The sequence below is a fragment of the Sphingomonas parva (ex Maeng et al. 2020) genome (assembly GCF_004564275.1).
Taxonomy (GTDB): domain Bacteria; phylum Pseudomonadota; class Alphaproteobacteria; order Sphingomonadales; family Sphingomonadaceae; genus Allosphingosinicella; species Allosphingosinicella parva.
In genome coordinates, this window is sequence record NZ_SPDV01000030.1 from 1 (window position 1) to 17,057 (window position 17,057).

The 17,057-nt window shown below is 69.1% G+C and carries 17 protein-coding genes; 8 read left to right on the plus strand and 9 right to left on the minus strand.

The annotated features are described in order from the left end of the window. Positions 1 to 687: 687 nt before the first annotated feature. Together E2493_RS14600 and E2493_RS14605 are read left to right on the plus strand one after the other, a co-directional pair. Positions 688 to 3,207: a DUF305 domain-containing protein gene (locus E2493_RS14600; protein WP_225421499.1), complete on the plus strand. Its 2,520-nt coding sequence runs from the start codon at positions 688 to 690 to the stop codon at positions 3,205 to 3,207. A gap of 231 nt (positions 3,208 to 3,438) precedes the next feature. Next, positions 3,439 to 4,671, plus strand: a complete 1,233-nt coding sequence (locus tag E2493_RS14605) for an NAD(P)-dependent alcohol dehydrogenase (RefSeq protein ID WP_318531707.1) — start codon at positions 3,439 to 3,441, stop codon at positions 4,669 to 4,671. Between the two features lie 174 nt (positions 4,672 to 4,845). Here the strand turns inward: E2493_RS14605 and E2493_RS14610 are convergent, their stop codons facing one another. The 6 genes from E2493_RS14610 to uvrB form a co-directional block, all read right to left on the minus strand. Beyond that, positions 4,846 to 5,196, minus strand: coding sequence for a DUF4440 domain-containing protein (locus E2493_RS14610; RefSeq protein ID WP_135088078.1), 351 nt, complete (start codon positions 5,194 to 5,196; stop codon positions 4,846 to 4,848). Between the two features lie 139 nt (positions 5,197 to 5,335). After that, positions 5,336 to 5,860 (minus strand): hypothetical protein, encoded by a 525-nt coding sequence (locus E2493_RS14615; RefSeq protein ID WP_135088080.1) that lies wholly within the window; start codon positions 5,858 to 5,860, stop codon positions 5,336 to 5,338. Positions 5,861 to 6,027: 167 nt separating this feature from the next. Then, complete coding sequence (locus E2493_RS14620; protein ID WP_135088082.1) at positions 6,028 to 6,426, minus strand: hypothetical protein; 399 nt, start codon at positions 6,424 to 6,426, stop codon at positions 6,028 to 6,030. Continuing rightward, positions 6,423 to 6,821 carry a ribosomal maturation YjgA family protein gene (locus E2493_RS14625; RefSeq protein WP_135088084.1) on the minus strand — a complete coding sequence of 133 codons (399 nt, stop codon included), beginning with the start codon at positions 6,819 to 6,821 and terminating at the stop codon, positions 6,423 to 6,425. The genes E2493_RS14620 and E2493_RS14625 overlap by 4 nt, the downstream gene beginning before the upstream one ends. A 327-nt stretch (positions 6,822 to 7,148) precedes the next feature. Further along, positions 7,149 to 7,538 (minus strand): OmpA family protein, encoded by a 390-nt coding sequence (locus tag E2493_RS14630; RefSeq protein WP_135088086.1) that lies wholly within the window; start codon positions 7,536 to 7,538, stop codon positions 7,149 to 7,151. Positions 7,539 to 7,705: 167 nt separating this feature from the next. Then, positions 7,706 to 9,910: an excinuclease ABC subunit UvrB gene (gene uvrB / locus E2493_RS14635; RefSeq protein ID WP_135088088.1), complete on the minus strand. Its 2,205-nt coding sequence runs from the start codon at positions 9,908 to 9,910 to the stop codon at positions 7,706 to 7,708. Between the two features lie 68 nt (positions 9,911 to 9,978). Between uvrB and E2493_RS14640 the strand changes: the two genes are divergently transcribed. From E2493_RS14640 to E2493_RS14660, 5 genes are all read left to right on the plus strand, one after another. After that, complete coding sequence (locus tag E2493_RS14640; protein WP_135088090.1) at positions 9,979 to 10,491, plus strand: DUF3617 domain-containing protein; 513 nt, start codon at positions 9,979 to 9,981, stop codon at positions 10,489 to 10,491. 156 nt (positions 10,492 to 10,647) lie between these two features. Beyond that, positions 10,648 to 11,793 carry an aminotransferase class V-fold PLP-dependent enzyme gene (locus E2493_RS14645; RefSeq protein WP_191993006.1) on the plus strand — a complete coding sequence of 382 codons (1,146 nt, stop codon included), beginning with the start codon at positions 10,648 to 10,650 and terminating at the stop codon, positions 11,791 to 11,793. 60 nt (positions 11,794 to 11,853) lie between these two features. Further along, entirely contained in the window at positions 11,854 to 12,423 is a 570-nt protein-coding gene (locus tag E2493_RS14650; protein WP_135088092.1) for a DUF3617 domain-containing protein, read from the plus strand. After that, positions 12,423 to 12,815 (plus strand): VOC family protein, encoded by a 393-nt coding sequence (locus E2493_RS14655; protein WP_135088094.1) that lies wholly within the window; start codon positions 12,423 to 12,425, stop codon positions 12,813 to 12,815. Before E2493_RS14650 ends, E2493_RS14655 begins: the two co-directional genes overlap by 1 nt. 159 nt (positions 12,816 to 12,974) lie before the next feature. Beyond that, positions 12,975 to 13,898 carry a diacylglycerol/lipid kinase family protein gene (locus tag E2493_RS14660; protein WP_135088096.1) on the plus strand — a complete coding sequence of 308 codons (924 nt, stop codon included), beginning with the start codon at positions 12,975 to 12,977 and terminating at the stop codon, positions 13,896 to 13,898. Positions 13,899 to 13,923: 25 nt separating this feature from the next. On the opposite strand, the gene E2493_RS14665 is transcribed toward E2493_RS14660, so the two are convergent. Both E2493_RS14665 and E2493_RS14670 read right to left on the minus strand, forming a co-directional pair. After that, positions 13,924 to 15,003 carry an MBL fold metallo-hydrolase gene (locus tag E2493_RS14665; RefSeq protein WP_225421500.1) on the minus strand — a complete coding sequence of 360 codons (1,080 nt, stop codon included), beginning with the start codon at positions 15,001 to 15,003 and terminating at the stop codon, positions 13,924 to 13,926. 81 nt (positions 15,004 to 15,084) lie between these two features. Further along, positions 15,085 to 15,519, minus strand: coding sequence for a hypothetical protein (locus E2493_RS14670; protein ID WP_135088100.1), 435 nt, complete (start codon positions 15,517 to 15,519; stop codon positions 15,085 to 15,087). Positions 15,520 to 15,771: 252 nt separating this feature from the next. Between E2493_RS14670 and E2493_RS14675 the strand changes: the two genes are divergently transcribed. Next, a complete protein-coding gene (locus E2493_RS14675; RefSeq protein ID WP_135088231.1) occupies positions 15,772 to 16,026 on the plus strand; it encodes a GlsB/YeaQ/YmgE family stress response membrane protein in 255 nt (84 codons plus the stop codon). 66 nt (positions 16,027 to 16,092) lie between these two features. Here the strand turns inward: E2493_RS14675 and E2493_RS14680 are convergent, their stop codons facing one another. Next, positions 16,093 to 16,809 carry an SIMPL domain-containing protein gene (locus E2493_RS14680; protein ID WP_225421501.1) on the minus strand — a complete coding sequence of 239 codons (717 nt, stop codon included), beginning with the start codon at positions 16,807 to 16,809 and terminating at the stop codon, positions 16,093 to 16,095. Positions 16,810 to 17,057 lie beyond the last annotated feature (248 nt).

Here is a 17,057-nt window from a genome sequence, read left to right on the forward strand (position 1 = left end):
TGCGCATGAAAAACACTCTTGGCGATATCCAGACCGATTGTGGTAACTTCCGACACGGACGCCTCCCTCAGTGGTGTTTCAACACCTCCACTTTGGCACATCGATGCCGTCGGGGGGCGTCCACCCCATCAGCTTTCCTTTCGTGCACCCGTCGTCGACACGAGCGCGAGACGATCGGCTGGAGAGGGTGGATTGCTGCCGGTCCGATGCCAAAAATCCTCCCCTCCACGACTTCGTGGAGGGGCTGGGGGTGGTTCTTCTTAGGCTTCTCTGGCGCTGAGGCAGCGCAGGAGGAAGAAGAGCCACCCCCCACCCCCTCCAGCAAGTGCTGGATGGGGAGCAATGTCGTCTATGGGTCGGTTCCGGTCGTAATCTGCTGCGCCGGAGCTCATTTCGCTCGTCCGGTTACCCGCCCGAGACTGCTGTTCGCACCGCGACCCGCAGAACGTCCAATCATGTACCCGATAGCCGACGATCGACCGTCCGGCTCTGAGTGCCCGCAGATGAGGTCCGGAGCGGACCTTCCTTCATCCTGACGCTATGTCGGCTTTCGGGAACACCGCTCCCGTCCGGCGACGTCGCGAAATCGCGCTTAGTGGTCGCCGCTGGTTGCCCCCAATTCCCATTCCACCTCCGGCCCGACCCATGCTAGCCCTCCCGCATCACACGCATCCAGGGGGTCTCGCCTTGTCCAACTTCCTCCGCTCCGCCCGCAGCCGCTTGCTCTCCTCGCTCGCCCTCGGCCTCGTCGCGCTTCCCGCCGCCGCGGCGCTCGCGCAGGAGGTGCCGATCCTTCAGCCGGGCGCGCCCGGGCAGCCGCCGAAGCGGCTGACGGCGCAGGAGGCGGTGCGGGTCGCCGACACGCGCTTCTCGGCCGACGACGTGCGCTACATGCAGGACATGATCCATCACCATCACCAGGCGGTGCAGATGGCGGCGCTGGTCGAGGGGCGGACCAGCCGGCAGGACCTGCGCGACGCCGCCGCCCGGATCACCGCCTCGCAGGCCGACGAGATGCGCTTCATGCAGAACTGGCTGCGCGAGCGCGGCCAGCAGGTGCCGGAGCCGGCCGCCGCCAATGCCGCCGCGCCCGATCCGCACGCGGCCCATGCGATGCATGCCGCCGCCGGCTCCCACTCCCGCATGGAGGGCATGGCGACGCCCGAGCAGATGGCCGCGCTCGCCGCCGCCACCGGCCCCGAATTCGAACGCATGTTCCTGGAACGCATGATCGCGCACCACGACGGCGCGCTGAAGATGACCGAGCATCTGCTCGACCGGCCGGGCTCGGCTTATGAGCCGGTGCTGGAGGCCTTCACCACCGACGTCAAGAACGACCAGAAGGCCGAGATCGCGCGAATGATGGCGATCCTCGGCCAGCTCTCCCCCGATCCGCGCACCGGGCTCAAGGCCGGCTTCCGCGATGCCGGCCAGGCGGCGAGGAACATGAAGCTGGTCGCCAGCCTGCCCAAGCCGACCGGCTTCTTCGATCCGCGCAACCCGGCCGGCCTGCCGCCGGTCAAGCCGGCGAAGGGCGCCGACGCCGCCGTGACGCCGACCGCCACGCCCGCCGCCACGCCGCCCACCGCTGCCGCGCGCGACGCCAAGTCCGATCCCGATTTCGGCACCCGCTCGCCTCTGCTCAGCTTCGCCAACACCGACATGGCCTTCTCCAAGGACCTGCTCGCGGTCGGCAATTACCACGGCTTCAATCTCTACCGCCTCGGCCGCGACGCCGCGCCCGTCCTGATCAGCTCGGTGGTCTGCCCCGGCGGACAGGGCGACGTGTCGATCGTCGGCAATCTGCTGATCATGTCGGTCGAGCAGACCCGCGGCCGGGTCGATTGCGGAATGGAGAGCATTTCGGAGGACGTCAGCAAGGAGCGCTTCCGCGGCCTTCGCATCTTCGACATCGCCGATCCCCGCCGCCCGGTCCAGGTCGGCCAGGTCCAGACCTGCCGCGGCTCGCACACCCACTCCGTCGTCTCCGATCCCGCGGCGCGCGACGCGGTGATCGTCTACGTCTCCGGCACGTCCTCGGTCCGCGACGCGAAGGAGCTCGCCGGCTGCGTCGGCAACATCCCGGGCGACGACCGCACCGCTTTGTTCCGCATCGACGTGGTCGAGATTCCGCTCGCCGATCCGTCGCGCGCCCGGATCATCGACAGCCCCGCCGTCTTCGCCGATCCCACGAGCGGCCGCCTCGCCGGCCTGTGGCAGGGCGGCAAACATGGCGACGACACTCAGGAGACGTCGCGCACCGATCAGTGCCACGACATCACCGTCTTCCCGTCGAGGAAGCTCGCCGCCGGCGCCTGCTCGGGCAACGGCATCATCTTCGACATCGCCGATCCGCGGAAGCCGAAGCGGATCGACGCGGTCTCCGACCCTTCGTTCGCTTACTGGCATTCGGCGACGTTCAACAACGACGGCACCAAGGTGCTGTTCACCGACGAATGGGGCGGCGGCGGGCGGCCGCGCTGCCGCGTCCAGGACCGGCGCACCTGGGGCGCCGACGCGATCTACGACATCGTCGGCACCAAACTTGAGTTCCGCGGCTATCACAAGCTCCCGGCCGCGCAGGGCGAGCAGGAAAATTGCGTCGCCCACAACGGCTCGGTCGTGCCGGTCCCCGGCCGCGACCTCTTCGTCCAGGCCTGGTACCAGGGCGGCATCTCGGTGCTCGACTTCACCGACAGCAGCCGGCCGGTCGAGATCGCCTATTTCGATCGCGGCCCGCTGCACGAGAAGCACGAATTGCTCGGCGGCTTCTGGTCGTCTTATTATTACGGCGGCCGGATCTACGGCACCGAGATCGCCCGCGGCCTCGACGTGCTCGAGCTGACCCCGAGCGATCAGCTCAGCGCCAACGAGATCGCCGCCGCCGCGCTCGCCGACCAGGGCGAATTGTTCAATCCGCAGCAGCAATTCGCCGTGACCTGGCCCGCCCATCCGGTCGTCGCGCTCGCCTATGTCGACCAGCTCGCCCGCGCCGACGCGCTGCCCGTCGCGACGCTAGCCGACCTCCAGGCCGCGCTCGGCCAGGCGAAAACGCGCGTGGACGCCAAGCGCCGCGACCGCGCCCTCGCGACGCGGCTCGAGGCGCTCGGCACCGGCCTCGCCGTCACCGGCGGCGACCCCGCCGCCACCCGCCGCGTCGCCGCCCTGCGTGACACCCTTACGGCCGTCGCCGCCAGGCTGCGCTAGAAGCACCCGCGCACCCCCTTCGGCTCTTGCTGGAGGGGGCAGGGGGTTGCCCTTGTGCGCGGGGACGCGGCGCCCTTCCTTCCTCCTCGCGTGCAGCGCCGGCCCCGCGCGCCGGTGCGCGCCTCGGCGAGCCCGTGCCCACGGCGCCGCGGACGGCGGCGTACGGCACTTGGCCCGTATCAGGAACAACGCCGCGGCCCTCGGGTTGTCCCGCCACCCTCAGGATCGCGGATGCTGCACAGCCTGGCCGGCGCGTCGGCCGGCGCGCTCCTCGACTCGGTGACGGCGCGGCGCGCCGCCGCCCCTTTGCGAAAGGTGCTCTCAATGCGATCGATCGGTTACGCCGCCAAGGGCGCGCACTCCAGGCTGAAGCCCGTGCTGTTTGATCGCGAGGATCCGAAGGCCAACGAGGTCGAGATCGAGATCCTGTTCTGCGGCGTCTGCCACTCGGATCTCCACCAGCTGAAGAACGACTGGGGCAACACCGTTTACCCCTGCCTCCCGGGCCACGAGATCGTCGGTCGCGTCGCCCGTGCGGGCAATGAGGTGCGCAGGTTCAAGCAGGGCGATCTGGTCGGCGTCGGCTGCATGATCGACAGCTGCGGCGCGTGCCCGCCGTGCAAGGCGGGCGAGGAGAATTATTGCGAGGGGCCGAAGAGCTGGACCGCCACCTACAACGGCCCGATGAAGCCGGACGGCACCAACACCTATGGCGGCTATTCCGATCGCATCGTCGTCCGCGAGGACTTCGTCCTCTCGATCCCCGACGGCATCGATCCGGCCGAGGCGGCGCCGATCCTCTGCGCCGGCATCACCACTTACTCGCCGCTGATGCACTGGGACGTCGGGGACGGAGACAAGGTCGGCGTGGTCGGTTTCGGCGGCCTCGGCCACATGGGCGCGCAGCTCGCCAGGTCGCTGGGCGCCGAAGTCTACGCCATTACCCAGACCCCGGAGAAGGAGGAGGCGGCGCGCGCGCTCGGCGTCGACGGCGTGATCGTCTCGACCGACAAGGACGCGATGGCGGTCCATGCCGAGAGCTTCGACTTCATCCTCGACACCATCCCCTACGAGCACGACGTCGATCAGTTCGCCGAGCTGCTCGCCCAGGACGGCACCATCGTTCTCGTCGGCGCGCTGGAGCCGAACAAGCCGATCGACAACATGACTTTGGCCAAGAAGCGCCTGTCGGTGGCGGCCTCGCTGATCGGCGGCATCGAGGAGACCCAGGAGGTGCTCGATCATTGCGCCCGCACCGGCGTTCGCCCGCAGATCGAGATCATTCCGATCGACGAGATCAACGAGGCGCTGAAGCGGGTGAAGGGCAGGGACGTGCGCTTCCGCTACGTCATCGACATGCAGAGCCTGCGCGCGCAGGCGGAAGAGATCGTCGCCGCCGGCCGCCGCATCGACGATCCCGAGATCCATGCGCAGGACCACCCGGGCGAAGACCCGCACGGCTGACGGCCAGCGACCAGTTCGACGCCGTCGAGCATGCGTCGAACCCGTTCGGGCCGGGCGTGCCGAGCCCTCTTTCCTGCCTCAGGGGAAGGAGAGGCCCTTCGACAGGCGCGAACGGGGTGGAGCCCGCCGCCGCGCCCGCGTTGCCGCCCACCACGGCGGGCACTGCCCCCCCGTTCAGGCGAGCGGCGAATGCTGGTGGAAGGCAAGTCTCCAGCCCTCGCCGCGGCGGACATAGGCCGAGCTGACCAGCGCCCGGTACCGCTCGCCGTCGGCCCGGCTCACGGCGGCGCGGTAGCTGAGGATCGCGGTCTCGCCGAGATCGAGCACCTGCCGCTCGCTCATCGTCAGGTCGCGCCAGCGGTTCGACGGGGTCGCCGTCGCCGCCACCGCCTCGCGGTCGAACACGCCATGCATCTCGCTCGCCTGCGGGAACGCGAGCAGGCATCTCTCTTCGAGATAAGTGCGGAAATGCTCGGCCCCGTTCAGCCAGAAGCCCTCCTCGATGCGGAACAGATCGTCATTCATCGCGGTACCTCTCGCCGCACCAACGGCGGGAACGGAGCGGGCGTTCCGGCTTCCACAGTACGCGTATCGGCGAGGCGTCGGGACGGAGAAGGGCCAATCTCGCTGCGCTGCCGAGCGGGAATCCAGCGCGTGCCGTCCTTCAGATCGCGCGGTTCGTTTCCCGGCGCATCTCGATGCTGCAGCCAGAGGTCCGGCTCGTCCGCCGGAGGTGGATCGTCCGCTGCGGTGCGACGCCGATGGTCAGCCCTGGCAGGTGGTCGGCGTCGAACACATGTGTCGCCGCACTGACCAGGAGCGGCAGGTTGCGTGCGTCGCCGCCGACGTGGCGGAGCAGGATGGAGAAAGCGCGCCGGCGGTCACCCTGCCAGCAACCCGGATCGTAGAGGCCGATGCGATCGAGCGCGCCGGCCCGGTTCCATTCGAGATCTACCGCGCGTTTTCCGGCGTAGAACAGCCGCCTTTTTCGCGGCGACTGGCGGACCAGCGCCATCGCGGGAGACGGATCGATCCGCGACGCGAAATCCTGCGGCGGCGCGGACTGATCGCGCCACGCCGGTCCGAGCTCGGCGACCGCGCGCGCGGCGTCCTCCTCGGAGGCGAAGGGCTCGCTGGCCGAGGCCGCACCGGTGGTCGCGATCAGCAGGGCCAGGAGGAAGACGCGCATCGCGCGAAACTACCGGGGGACGAGGAGCCCGTCCATCGCGGGCGGAGGTGAGCTTACGGTTCCCCTTCGTCATTCCCGCGAACGCGGGAGTCCAGGTCGACCGGCACTCATCCCCATGATGCGCTCCGCCTGCGGTGAAGGAGTCCGGCGCTTCCTCGATCATTGGTTCAATCCTCCCGCACCACGACCTCACCGCACGTGTCGGTCGGCACGTTGAGCAAATTGCCGGCAGGCCCGCGCACATCGGTGCCGACGATCTGGCTTTGCCGGCCGCTGAGTGTCGACCAAAAGGTCACGCGCTCTTCGACCGGGAGATTCCGCGCCACCGTGCAGCAGTCCCGCGGATCCATCGCGCCGAGCCCGGGATGCTGCACGTTCGGATGCGCGCGGTAGTGGCGCACAACCTTCTCGATCCGCTCCGAAGGACCGACGATGTGCGGCGGGATCAGGCAGATCGAGACGTTCCGGTAATATGCCAGCGCCGCCCGGCCGAGCAGCAGCCCGGCGACCAGCGCAAGGAGGACGAGCCCGAGCCTGTGCGCGCGCTTCGCACTGCGCGCGCTCATGCGGACGCTCGCTGAACGCGGCGCGTCCGCTTCGCCGCCACGGCCTCCGCGGCGGCGATGCCGGCGGCGCCGAGGCAATAAGCGGTCAGGTCCAGCGGATCGAATTGCGCGCCGAGCACCACGCGCGCCACCGTATTGTCGCTCAGGCCGAGCAGATCGATCAGGCCGAGCAGCTGGCCGGCCTCGATGACGAAGGCGGTAACGAGAGCGAGAGCGATCGCCGCCGCCGGCCGCAGCCGGGTCGCGGCGCGCAGGGCGAGATAGACGAGGACGACGGCGAGCGCGTCGCCGACCAGCGGCCGGACCAGCCGGTCGCGCACGAACAGGGCGATCGCCGCCTCCAGCGCGAACACGGCGAGGGCGAGCAGGGCGTAACGGCCGCGTCGCCCGGTCATCTCATGCCCCCCTTACGATCCCGAGCCCGCGCCGGTCCCCGCCGGCTGGACGATCTGCGGTGATTACGGCCGATCCGGCGCGGCTGGCAATCTCGCTTGTCTCCTTGCCGAGCGGAGGCTGGTGGTCGTGATCGCGCGGCGGGATCCGCGGTGCGCCATTCGCGGAGACGGCCGGCTGCATCCAGCCAGGGTGAACTCGATATCGAGGGGGCGAGGCCGGCTCGCCGGGACCGAGGGCGGCATGAGCGGCGGCAACGGACTACCCGCTCACCCCGCTTTCTGTCCGCAAGGGCGCAACGCCGGGTGATCCGCCGGCGGCTGCGAAGCTCAATAGAAGCAGATTTCAGCGCGCCTGTTTTCCGGCCTGTCGACCTCGGTCTCGATCAGCAACCTGGTCTCGCCAAAAGCCTCCACCCTGATCCTGTAACCGGGCACGCCCGCGGCGACCAGCGCCGCCTTCACAGCCTCCGCGCGGCGCCGCGAGAGCAGGAGGTTGTAGGCCTCTGACCCTCGCGCATCGGCGTGGCCGCTCACGGTCATGTGGGATCGAACCTGATGCTTCGCGGAAGCGATGTTGGCGATGACCTGGCGGGACTGCGGGCTCATCCTCGTGCCCTCGTCGAAGAACACCATGAACGGATCGCACCAGATCGGCGCGGCAGGCGCCGGCGCCGCTGCCGCCTGTGCAAGCGCGGCGAGAATGAAGCTCAAGGCCATCCGACCGTCTCCAGTTTCCCGAGTAGAAACGATGGCCGCCGCCTCTCGCCAGCGCAAGGCGGTGCTTGCCCATCATTGGCGCGCGATGCAGCATCGGCGTGGGGAGATCGCCGAAGCTTGCCACGTTGCTCACGCCTCAGGCTGATTCAGGCCGAGGCGATCTTGGTCTAGCGGCGCCCGCCGGCCCTCTTGTTCATCCGCATCTGCTGCTGCTTGCCGAACCGCGTCTTGCGCGTCCCCGGCTTGCCCTCGGTCGAATTGCCGAGCAGCGGCGCCTTCTTCTCGTGATCGGGGATGCCGAGCTCGTCGGCCTCGAGCCGGCGGATCTCGTCGCGCAGCCGCCCGGCCTCCTCGAACTCGAGGTCGGCCGCCGCCTTGCGCATCCTCTGCTCGAGGTCGGCAATGTACGCCTTGAGGTTGTGGCCGACGAGGTGCGGCCGGTCGTCGTCGCCGGTGTCGACCACCACGCCGTCGCGCTGGGAGACGTGGGCGATGATGTCCGAGATGTTGCGCTTGATCGTCGTCGGCGTGATGCCGTGCGCCTCGTTATAGGCGACCTGCTTCTCGCGCCGCCGGTTGGTCTCGTTGAGCGCGCGCTCCATCGATCCGGTGATCCGGTCGGCATAGAGGATCACCTTGCCCTCGACGTTGCGGGCGGCGCGGCCGATCGTCTGGATCAGCGACGTCTCGGAGCGGAGGAAGCCTTCCTTGTCGGCGTCGAGGATCGCAACCAGCCCGCATTCGGGAATGTCGAGCCCCTCGCGCAGCAGGTTGATGCCGACCAGCACGTCGTAGACGCCGAGCCGCAGGTCGCGGATCAGCTCGATCCTCTCCAGCGTCTCGACGTCGGAGTGCATGTAGCGGACCCGGAGGCCGGCCTCGTGGAGGAACTCGGTCAGATCCTCGGCCATGCGCTTGGTCAGCGTCGTCACCAGCGTGCGATAGCCCTTCCTCGCCGTCTCCTTGGCCTCGTGGATGAGGTCGTCGACCTGGTCCTCGATCGGCCGGATCTCGACCGGCGGGTCGATCAGGCCGGTCGGGCGGATGACCTGCTCGGCGAAGACGCCGCCGGTCTGCTCCATCTCCCAGCCGCCCGGAGTCGCCGAGACGGCGACCGTCTGCGGGCGCATCGCGTCCCATTCGTTGAAGCGGAGCGGCCGGTTATCGATGCACGACGGCAGGCGGAAGCCATATTCGGCCAGCGTGATCTTCCGCCGATGGTCGCCGCGCGCCATCGCGCCGATCTGCGGCACCGTCTGGTGGCTCTCGTCGACGAACAGCAAGGCGTTCTCGGGCAGATATTCGAACAGGGTCGGCGGCGGCTCGCCGGGCAGGCGGCCGGTGAGGAAGCGCGAGTAATTCTCGATGCCGGCGCAGCTGCCCGTCGCGGCGATCATCTCCAGGTCGAAATTGGTCCTTTGCTCGAGCCTCTGCGCCTCGAGCAATTTGCCTTCCGCCTGCAGCTCCTTCAGCCGTTCGGCGAGCTCGTGCTTGATCGCCTCCATCGCCTGCTTCAGCGTTGGTCCCGGCGTCACATAGTGGCTGTTGGCGTAGACCTTCACATAGTCCAGCGCGGCGATCTTCTTGCCGGTCAGCGGGTCGAACTCGACAATCTCCTCGATCTCGTCGCCGAAGAAGACGATCCGCCAGGCCATGTCCTCATAATGCGACGGGAAAATCTCGAGATTGTCGCCGCGCACCCGGAAGTTGCCGCGGCCGAACGCCTGGTCGTTGCGCTTGTAGTGCAGCGCGACCAGCTTCCTCACCACCTCGCGCTGGTCGACGGTCTCGCCCTTCTTCAGGCTGAAGGTCATCGCCGAATAGGTCTCGACCGATCCGATGCCGTAGAGGCAGGAGACCGAGGCGACGATGATCACGTCGTCGCGCTCGAGCAGCGCCCGGGTCGCCGAGTGGCGCATCCGGTCGATCGCCTCGTTCACCGAGCTTTCCTTCTCGATGTAGGTGTCGGAGCGCGGCACATAGGCTTCGGGCTGGTAGTAATCGTAATAGGAGACGAAATACTCGACCGCATTGTCGGGAAAGAAGCTCTTGAACTCCCCGTAGAGCTGGGCCGCGAGGATCTTGTTGGGCGCGAGCACGAGCGCGGGGCGTTGCAGCTCCTCGATCACCTTAGCCATGGTGAAGGTCTTGCCCGATCCGGTGACGCCGAGCAGCACCTGGGTCTGCTCGCCCTGCAGCGCGGCCTCGGTCAGCTCCTTGATCGCCGCCGGCTGGTCGCCGGACGGGGAATAATCGGAGACGAGCTTGAAGCGGCGGCCGCCCTCGGCCTTCTCCGGCCGCTGCGGCCGATGCGGGACGAAGTCCTGGCCGGTCTCCGGCTCGTCTAGGCCGGTCCTGATGATGATGCCCATGGCACACATATGGTCATTCGTTCCGGCGCGCGCTAGTTTCCGGCCACAACAACAAGGGGGGTTACCTGATGCGTGGACTGATGCTGGCGTCGCTTTGCCTGGTCGCGGCCTGTTCGGGCGGCGAGGAGAAGAAGGCCGAGGACACCGCCGCGGCCCCGGCGGCACCGGGCGCGGGGCAGTGGGAAACGACGTTCGAGACCACCGCCTTCCGCTCAACCGATGGCAAGACCCCCGCGGTGAAGGCCGCGGTCGGCGACAAGGTCACCGGGGCGGCCTGCGTCGCCGCGGGCGAGGAGAGCAAGCCGGCGCCGGCGCTGCTGGTCGGCGAAGGCTATGACTGCACCTATTCGACCAGCTACATCAAGGAAGGCCGGGTCAACGCCCAGCTCAGCTGCAAGCGTGAAGGGGTGAGCGGCGACATCCAGATGAGCGTCTCCGGCACCTCGACCGCCGACAGCTTCGAAGGCACGGTCGACACCAATTCCTATCTGCCCGGCGACGGCGATTTCTCGATGAGCCGCAAGGTCGTCGCGAAGCGCACCGGCCCCGCCTGCCAGGCCGCCCCGGCCAAGGCGGCATGAGGGTGGCCGTCCTCCCCGTGAGGCAAAGCCTCATGGGGAGGGGGACCGCGCAAAGCGCGGTGGAGGGGCCGGGAGCTATTTGCCGCTCTGCCCGGCCCCTCCACCAGCCTTCGGCTGGTCCCCATCCCCACGCGCTTCGCGCGCAGGGAGGATAGGATGCCTCTGATCCCCTGCCAGCGTCACCTTTTCGACATCCCCGAGCATGTCGCCTATTTCGACTGCGCCAAGATGGCGCCGCTGCTGCTCGCGGCGGCCGAAGCGGGGGAGAGGGGGCTCAACCGCAAGCGGCACCCCTGGAACATCCGGGCCGAGCATTTCTTCGATGAATCCGAACGCGTCCGCGCGCTCTATGCCCGGCTGATCGGCGCCGCGCCCGACGACGTCGCGATCGTCCCCTCGGTCAGCTACGGCATGGCCACCGTGATGCGGAACGTCCGCGTCGCCCCCGGCCAGACGGTGGTCACCCTGGCCGACGATTTTCCTTCCGGCATCTACGCCGCCCGGGCGCTCGCCAGGGATGCGGAGGCGCGGGTGGTCACCGTGCCGCAGCCGGAGGACGGTGGCGACTGGAGCGCCGCCCTGCTCGATGCGATCGACGGCGATACCGCCCTCGTCGTCTCGCCGCACACCCATTGGGTCCACGGCACCGTCATCGACGTCGAGGCGGTGGCCCGGCGCTGCCGCTCCGTCGGCGCGACCCTGGTGCTCGACACCACCCAGTCGACCGGTGCGCTGCCGCTCGATCTCGCCGCCGTCGATCCCGACTATCGGATCAGCGCCTCGTACAAATGGCTGCTCGGCCCCTATTCGCTCGGCTTCCTCTACGTCGCGCCGCGCCACCAGCAAGGCCGGCCGCTCGAGGAAGGCTGGATCACCCGCCGCGGCGCGCGCGATTTCCGCACCCTTGCCGGCTACTCGGAAGAACTCGAGCCGAGCGCCCGCCGCTTCGACATGGGCGAGCGCTCCAACTTCGCCCTTCTCCCGGTCGCCGGCGCCGCGCTCGAGCAATTGATCGACTGGGGCGTCGCCGACATCGCCGAGACGCTCGGCGCAATGACCGGCCGGATCGAGGCGGCGCTCGCCGCACACGGCATCCACGCCCGCCCCGGACGCGCCCCGCACTTCCTCTCGGTCCGCTTCCCGGGCGGCCTTCCCGAAGGCATCGAGGCCCGCCTCGCCGCCGCCGACGTCCATGTCAGCCTGCGCGGCGATACGATGCGCATCACGCCGCACCTCTACAATCACGACGCCGATGTCGACCGATTGCTCGAGCAATTGGTGTCGGCGGCCGAACGGGGGTAAGCTCCCCTGCCCATCGCCTGCGGCGACAGGGAGGATGAAGACCAGGAGGGGAGGCAGATCATGATCATCCGGATTCCACTGGCGGTCGCGAGCGTGCTCGCGCTGGCGGCATGCGGCGGCGGCGGCGAGAGCAAGGCTGGCGGCAACGCCTCGTCCGAGACTGCCGCGGCGAGGAAGGACGGCGGCCACTCGAGCAACGGCGCGGTCGGCGGCGACATCAAGCTCCGCCCCGGCCAGTGGGAGGTCACGGCCGAGGTCGACATGCCGGGCATGCCGAAGGAAGTCGCCGAGATGATGAGGAAGAGCCAGGCGAACGCGAAAACCGTGATGTGCATCACCGAGGAGGAAGCGAACCGCTCGGACGCCAACGTCTTTACCGGCAAGAAGGACAAGAACTGCACCAGCGAGGGATTCGAGGCGCGGAGCGGGCGGATCAGCGGCAAGGTCGTCTGCACCGGCGATACCGGCGAGGGAAGGATGACCATGGTGGTCGACGGCACCTTCCAGCCGGAGAGCTACGAGGTCCGGATGAAGATGGACACGGAGGGTCCCGACGGCGCCGGCATGAAGATGGAAACGAAGGCGACCGGCAAGCGGATCGGCGACTGCCCGGCGAGCGAGAAGGCCTGATGCTCGGCTACGCCACCGTCGGCACAAACGACATCGATCGCGCCCGCGCTTATTACGACGCTCTGCTCGCCGAGATCGGCGCGCGGCGGGTGATGGAGTTTCCGCAGAACGGCTTCACCATGTACGGCACCGGCGCCCGCGCGCCTGGCCTCGCCGTCACCCGCCCCTACGACGGCGGGGAGGCGCGGCCCGGCAACGGCACCATGGCGGCGATCGTCGTCGATGCCCGCGACAAGGTCGATCGCGTCCACGCCAGGGCGATGGCGCTCGGCAGCAAGGACGAGGGACCGCCGGGCCTTCGCGGCCCGGAAGGCGATCACGCCTTCTACGGCGCCTATTTCCGCGACCTCGACGGCAACAAGCTCTGCGTCTTCTGCATCGGTCCGGGCTGAGGGTGCGGATGGCGAGGAGGATGCGGCAAGCCTCTCTCCCCTTCACGGGAGAGGCCGGGTGTGGGGGAGGCGATGCCGCGCCTGCGCCGCTCTGCAGATCCCCCTCCGGTACCGACGTGGCGTACGGCGTCTCTCGCCTCGGTGCTGGATCCGCCGGCCATGCTCCCGCCTGACCGCCTCCCTCGGATCGCCGTCATCGTCAACCGCGGCGGCGGCTCGGCCGGCGAGGCCGATGCCGCCCGCCTGCACGAGGCCTTCGCCGTGCACGGCATCGATCCGGAGATCCGGATCGTCGCCCCGCGCGATCTCGACGAGGTCTGCGCGGCGGCGGCGCGGCGGGAGGGATGCGACGTGCTCGTCGCGGCCGGCGGCGACGGCACGATCGGCGCCGCCGCCGGCGCGCTCGCCGGCACCGGCCGGCCGCTCGGCATCCTGCCGCTCGGCACGCTCAATCACTTCGCCCGCGACGCCGGAATCCCGCTCGATCTCGATGCGGCGATCGCGGTGATCGCGGCCGGTCATCGCCGCCGGGTCGACGTCGCCGAGGTCAATGGCCGGGTGTTCGTCAACAACAGCGCCCTCGGCCTCTATCCGGAGATGGTCCGCTTCCGTGACGCCGAGCAGGCGAGGACCGGCCACGGCAAGCGCCTGGCGATGCTGCGCGCGGCGCTGCGCGCTCTCCGCTCCTTCCATCGCCGCCGCCTGCTGGTCAGCGCCGCCGGCGCCGGCCTGCCGCTCCGCACCCCGCTGCTGATGGTCGGCAACAACCGCTACCGCGTCGATCTGTTCGCGCTCGGCCGCCGCGAGGCGCTCGACCGGGGGCAGCTCTGCCTCTACGCGGTGCGGGCGCGCAATCGGCTGCACCTGCTCTGGGCGGGGCTGCGCGGCCTGCTCGGTGGACTCGACCAGCAGCGCGACTTCCTCACCCTCTGCGCCGAGACCATCGACATCGCCTCCGAGCGGCCCGCGCTCACCCTGTCGCTGGACGGCGAGACGCTGACCTTGGCGACCCCGCTCCGCTACCGCATCCGGCCCGGCGACCTCGTCATCGTCGCGCCGGTTCCCGAGGCGAGGGAGGGCTGAGCCCGCCGCCGCCGACGACGATGCATCAGGCGGCGGGCACCTCGAAGCTCTGGCCGGCCTCGCTGGTGACGAAGCCGTCCATCCGCCCCCGTGCTGTCCGCTTCAGCGCCTCGAGCCGCTGGCGAGGCTCGTCGATCGCCTCGAAAGTCAGCTGGAACGTCCCCCAGTGGATGCCGAGCGCGTGCTTGGCGCCCAGTCGGGCGAAGATCGCCGCCGCCTCGTCCGGATCGACATGGTGGTTCTTCATGAAGTCGCGCGGCGCGTAGGCGCCGATCGGCAGGATGGCGAGGCGATAGGGGCCGCGCGTCGCCGCCTCGTCCACCCAGCGGCCGTCGCTCATCCCGGTGTCGCCGGCGAAGAAGATCGATCCGCCGGGCAGCCGCACCGAGAAGGCCGACCACAAGGCGCGGTTGCGGTCGACGCCCCAGCGCGAGCTCCAATGGTGGTTGCGCAGGATCCGTACGCCGGCGGCGGGCCCGATCGGCACCTCCTCGCCCCAGTCGGCGGCGATCGCCTCGATGCCCTCGGTCCGCAGGATCGTATCGTTGCCGAGGCCGGTGACGATCTTCGGCCGGTCGCGCGCCCAGAGCTGCTTCAGCGTCGCCAGGTCGAGATGGTCGTAATGGTTGTGGCTGATCAGGACGAGATCGATCTTCGGCAGGTCGGCCATGCGCACGCCGGGCGCGCGCACCCTCTTGGGTCCGGCGAACGAGAAAGGCGAAGCGCGCTCCGACCAGACGGGATCGGTCAGGATGTTGAGCCCCTGGGTCTGGACCAGCACCGTGGCGTGGCCCACCCAGGTGACCAGCATTCGCTGCCCGTCGACCCGGACCGGCGGCTTGCTGGGGCTGACCGGCACATGTTCCGGCCAGGCCGCGCGCTGGTCGCCCTTGATCCAGCGGTTGAGATAGGTGGCCGGCCCGCCGCGGCCGTGGCTTGCCGCCTTCACCCCGGGGTTGAAGAAACGGGCGCCGTCGAAATGATCGCTCGCCGGCCCCTCGTAATAGATGCGGTCGAGGAACGGCATCGCGACGCTCGGTGCCAGGCAGATCGCGACCATGGTGAAGAGAAGGACCGTTCCGGCCCAGCGGAGAAACGCACGCATCGCCAGCGACATAAAGGCCGCACGGCGGCGTGCAAGCCCGCGGTCGTGCGGCCCTCCGTCGCTTGCAAGGGAAGACGGCCCTTAGCGAGCGACGATCGCGAACCCTGCCGGAGCGCGGTCCTCGCGATGCTCCTCGTGGTACATGTCGAGCATCAGGCTGGTCCGGCCCGGCGCCGCCGCGCCGCAATCGAGCGGATAGACGCTCACCACCGAGCCGAAGCCGCCGACGCCGCCGTCGGCGCGGGCGCCGATCTGCGGGCGGCTGCCATCGGCGCAGCGCAGGCGGGCGATATAGGCGCGCTCGCCCTCCGGCCCGCCGACCCGCACCGGGTTGGCGAGCGAGCCGAGCGGATGCGCCGCCGCCGCGGCGATCTCGGCCTCGAGAGCCGAGTCGGAGGTCCCCTCGCCGATGCCGGAGAAGAGCTGTTCGGGCTGGCCGGTGCGCTGGCCGAGCTCGGGGGCGGCTGCCGCGGGCGCGGCGATCAGGAGAGGCAGGAGGGCGAGGAAGATGCGCATGGGGACTCCGGCTTGATTGCGGCCAAACTAGAGCGGCCGCCGACGAAGTACAGGGCAGCGGCTTCCGGAACGTCGGCCAAGCCGCTGATCGCCAACGAGAAACCGCCCCTTGCCGGACGCCCGACCGGTTCGCCTCGCGCACCGGAGATCGTTTCGGCAGGAACAAGAGCCTCAATCAAGCGTCTTACCCGCAGACCGCCGCACGAACAGCCCGGTTCGTCGGCTAGTAACAGGAGGGAAGTCATGGATCCCATTTCGATTATCGTGTGGCTCGTCATTGGCGGCATCATCGGCTGGCTCGCGAGCATCATCATGCGCCGCGACGCTCAGCAGGGCGTCCTGCTCAATGTCGTCGTCGGTATCGTCGGCGCTTTCCTCGGCGGCCTGCTGTTCGGCCGTGGCGACATCAACGAAGGCCTGAGCGTTACTTCGTTCATCGTCTCGCTGCTCGGCGCGATCATCCTGCTCGCGATCGTCAACCTCTTCACCCGTCGCAGCCTGCGCTAAGCAGACCGCACGGTTGGCAAGCGAGGGGCCGTCCGGATCCGTCCGGGCGGCCCCTCTCGTTTCATCTCACTCCAGTTCGAAGCTCACCGTCAGCGAGACGCTGAGCGACTGCTCGCCCGGATCGATCTTGGTCGATTCCGCGCGCATGTTGGCGACCCGGCCGTAGACCGGCCCCGGAATGCCGCCGCCGCTCTCGCTGATCGACAGGATCCGGCCCACGCGCTTGCCCGCGGCGCGGGCGTAGAGTTCGGCGCGGGCCCGGGCATTGGCGAGCGCCTTTACCCGCGCCTCGTCCAGCGCCGCTTCCGGCTTGTCGATCGACAGCATCGGCCCGTTGATCTGGTTGGCACCCTCGGCGACGAGGGCGTCGAGGATCTTGCCGGTATTGGCGATATCGCGAAAGCGGACGGTCACCTCGTTCTGGGCGCGATAGCCGATCAGCTGCGGATTTCCGCCGCGTTCGTCCTGCCGATAATCGGGATAGAGATTGATCGCGCTGGTCTGGATGTCGCGATCGGCGATGCCGGCGCGGCGCAGCGCGTCGCGGACCCGGCGCATCTGTGCGGCATTCTGCTCCAGCGCTGCGGTGGCAGTCGGCGCGGTGGTGATCACGCCGGTGCTGACCTGCGCGATGTCGGGCACCCGCGTGACTTCGCCGGTCGCCACGACGTCGAGGCGCGTGCCGGTGATCGTCTGGACGGGGAGGGCCGTCTGGGCGTGCGCGTCGGCAAGGGGCAGCGCCGACAGCGCCACGGCGGACGCCATCAACAGGGAACGCATCATTGAAAGAACTCCTCGAATGCGAGGTCCACGTTTCGGACCCGAAAGATGCTAACGCGAGCGCGCCTGCATCGTTTCTGAACGACGCCGCGGCTCGGTCATTCCCGCACCATCGGCGAAAAGGCGGTTGACGAAGCGCCGTTTAGAGGCGACTTGAGGAGCATGACGATGCCGACGATCGCTCTTGCATGGCGCTGGTGGTGGGAAACCCCCTCGGCGGCGGCGCGCGTGCATCGATGGTGAAGAGGACG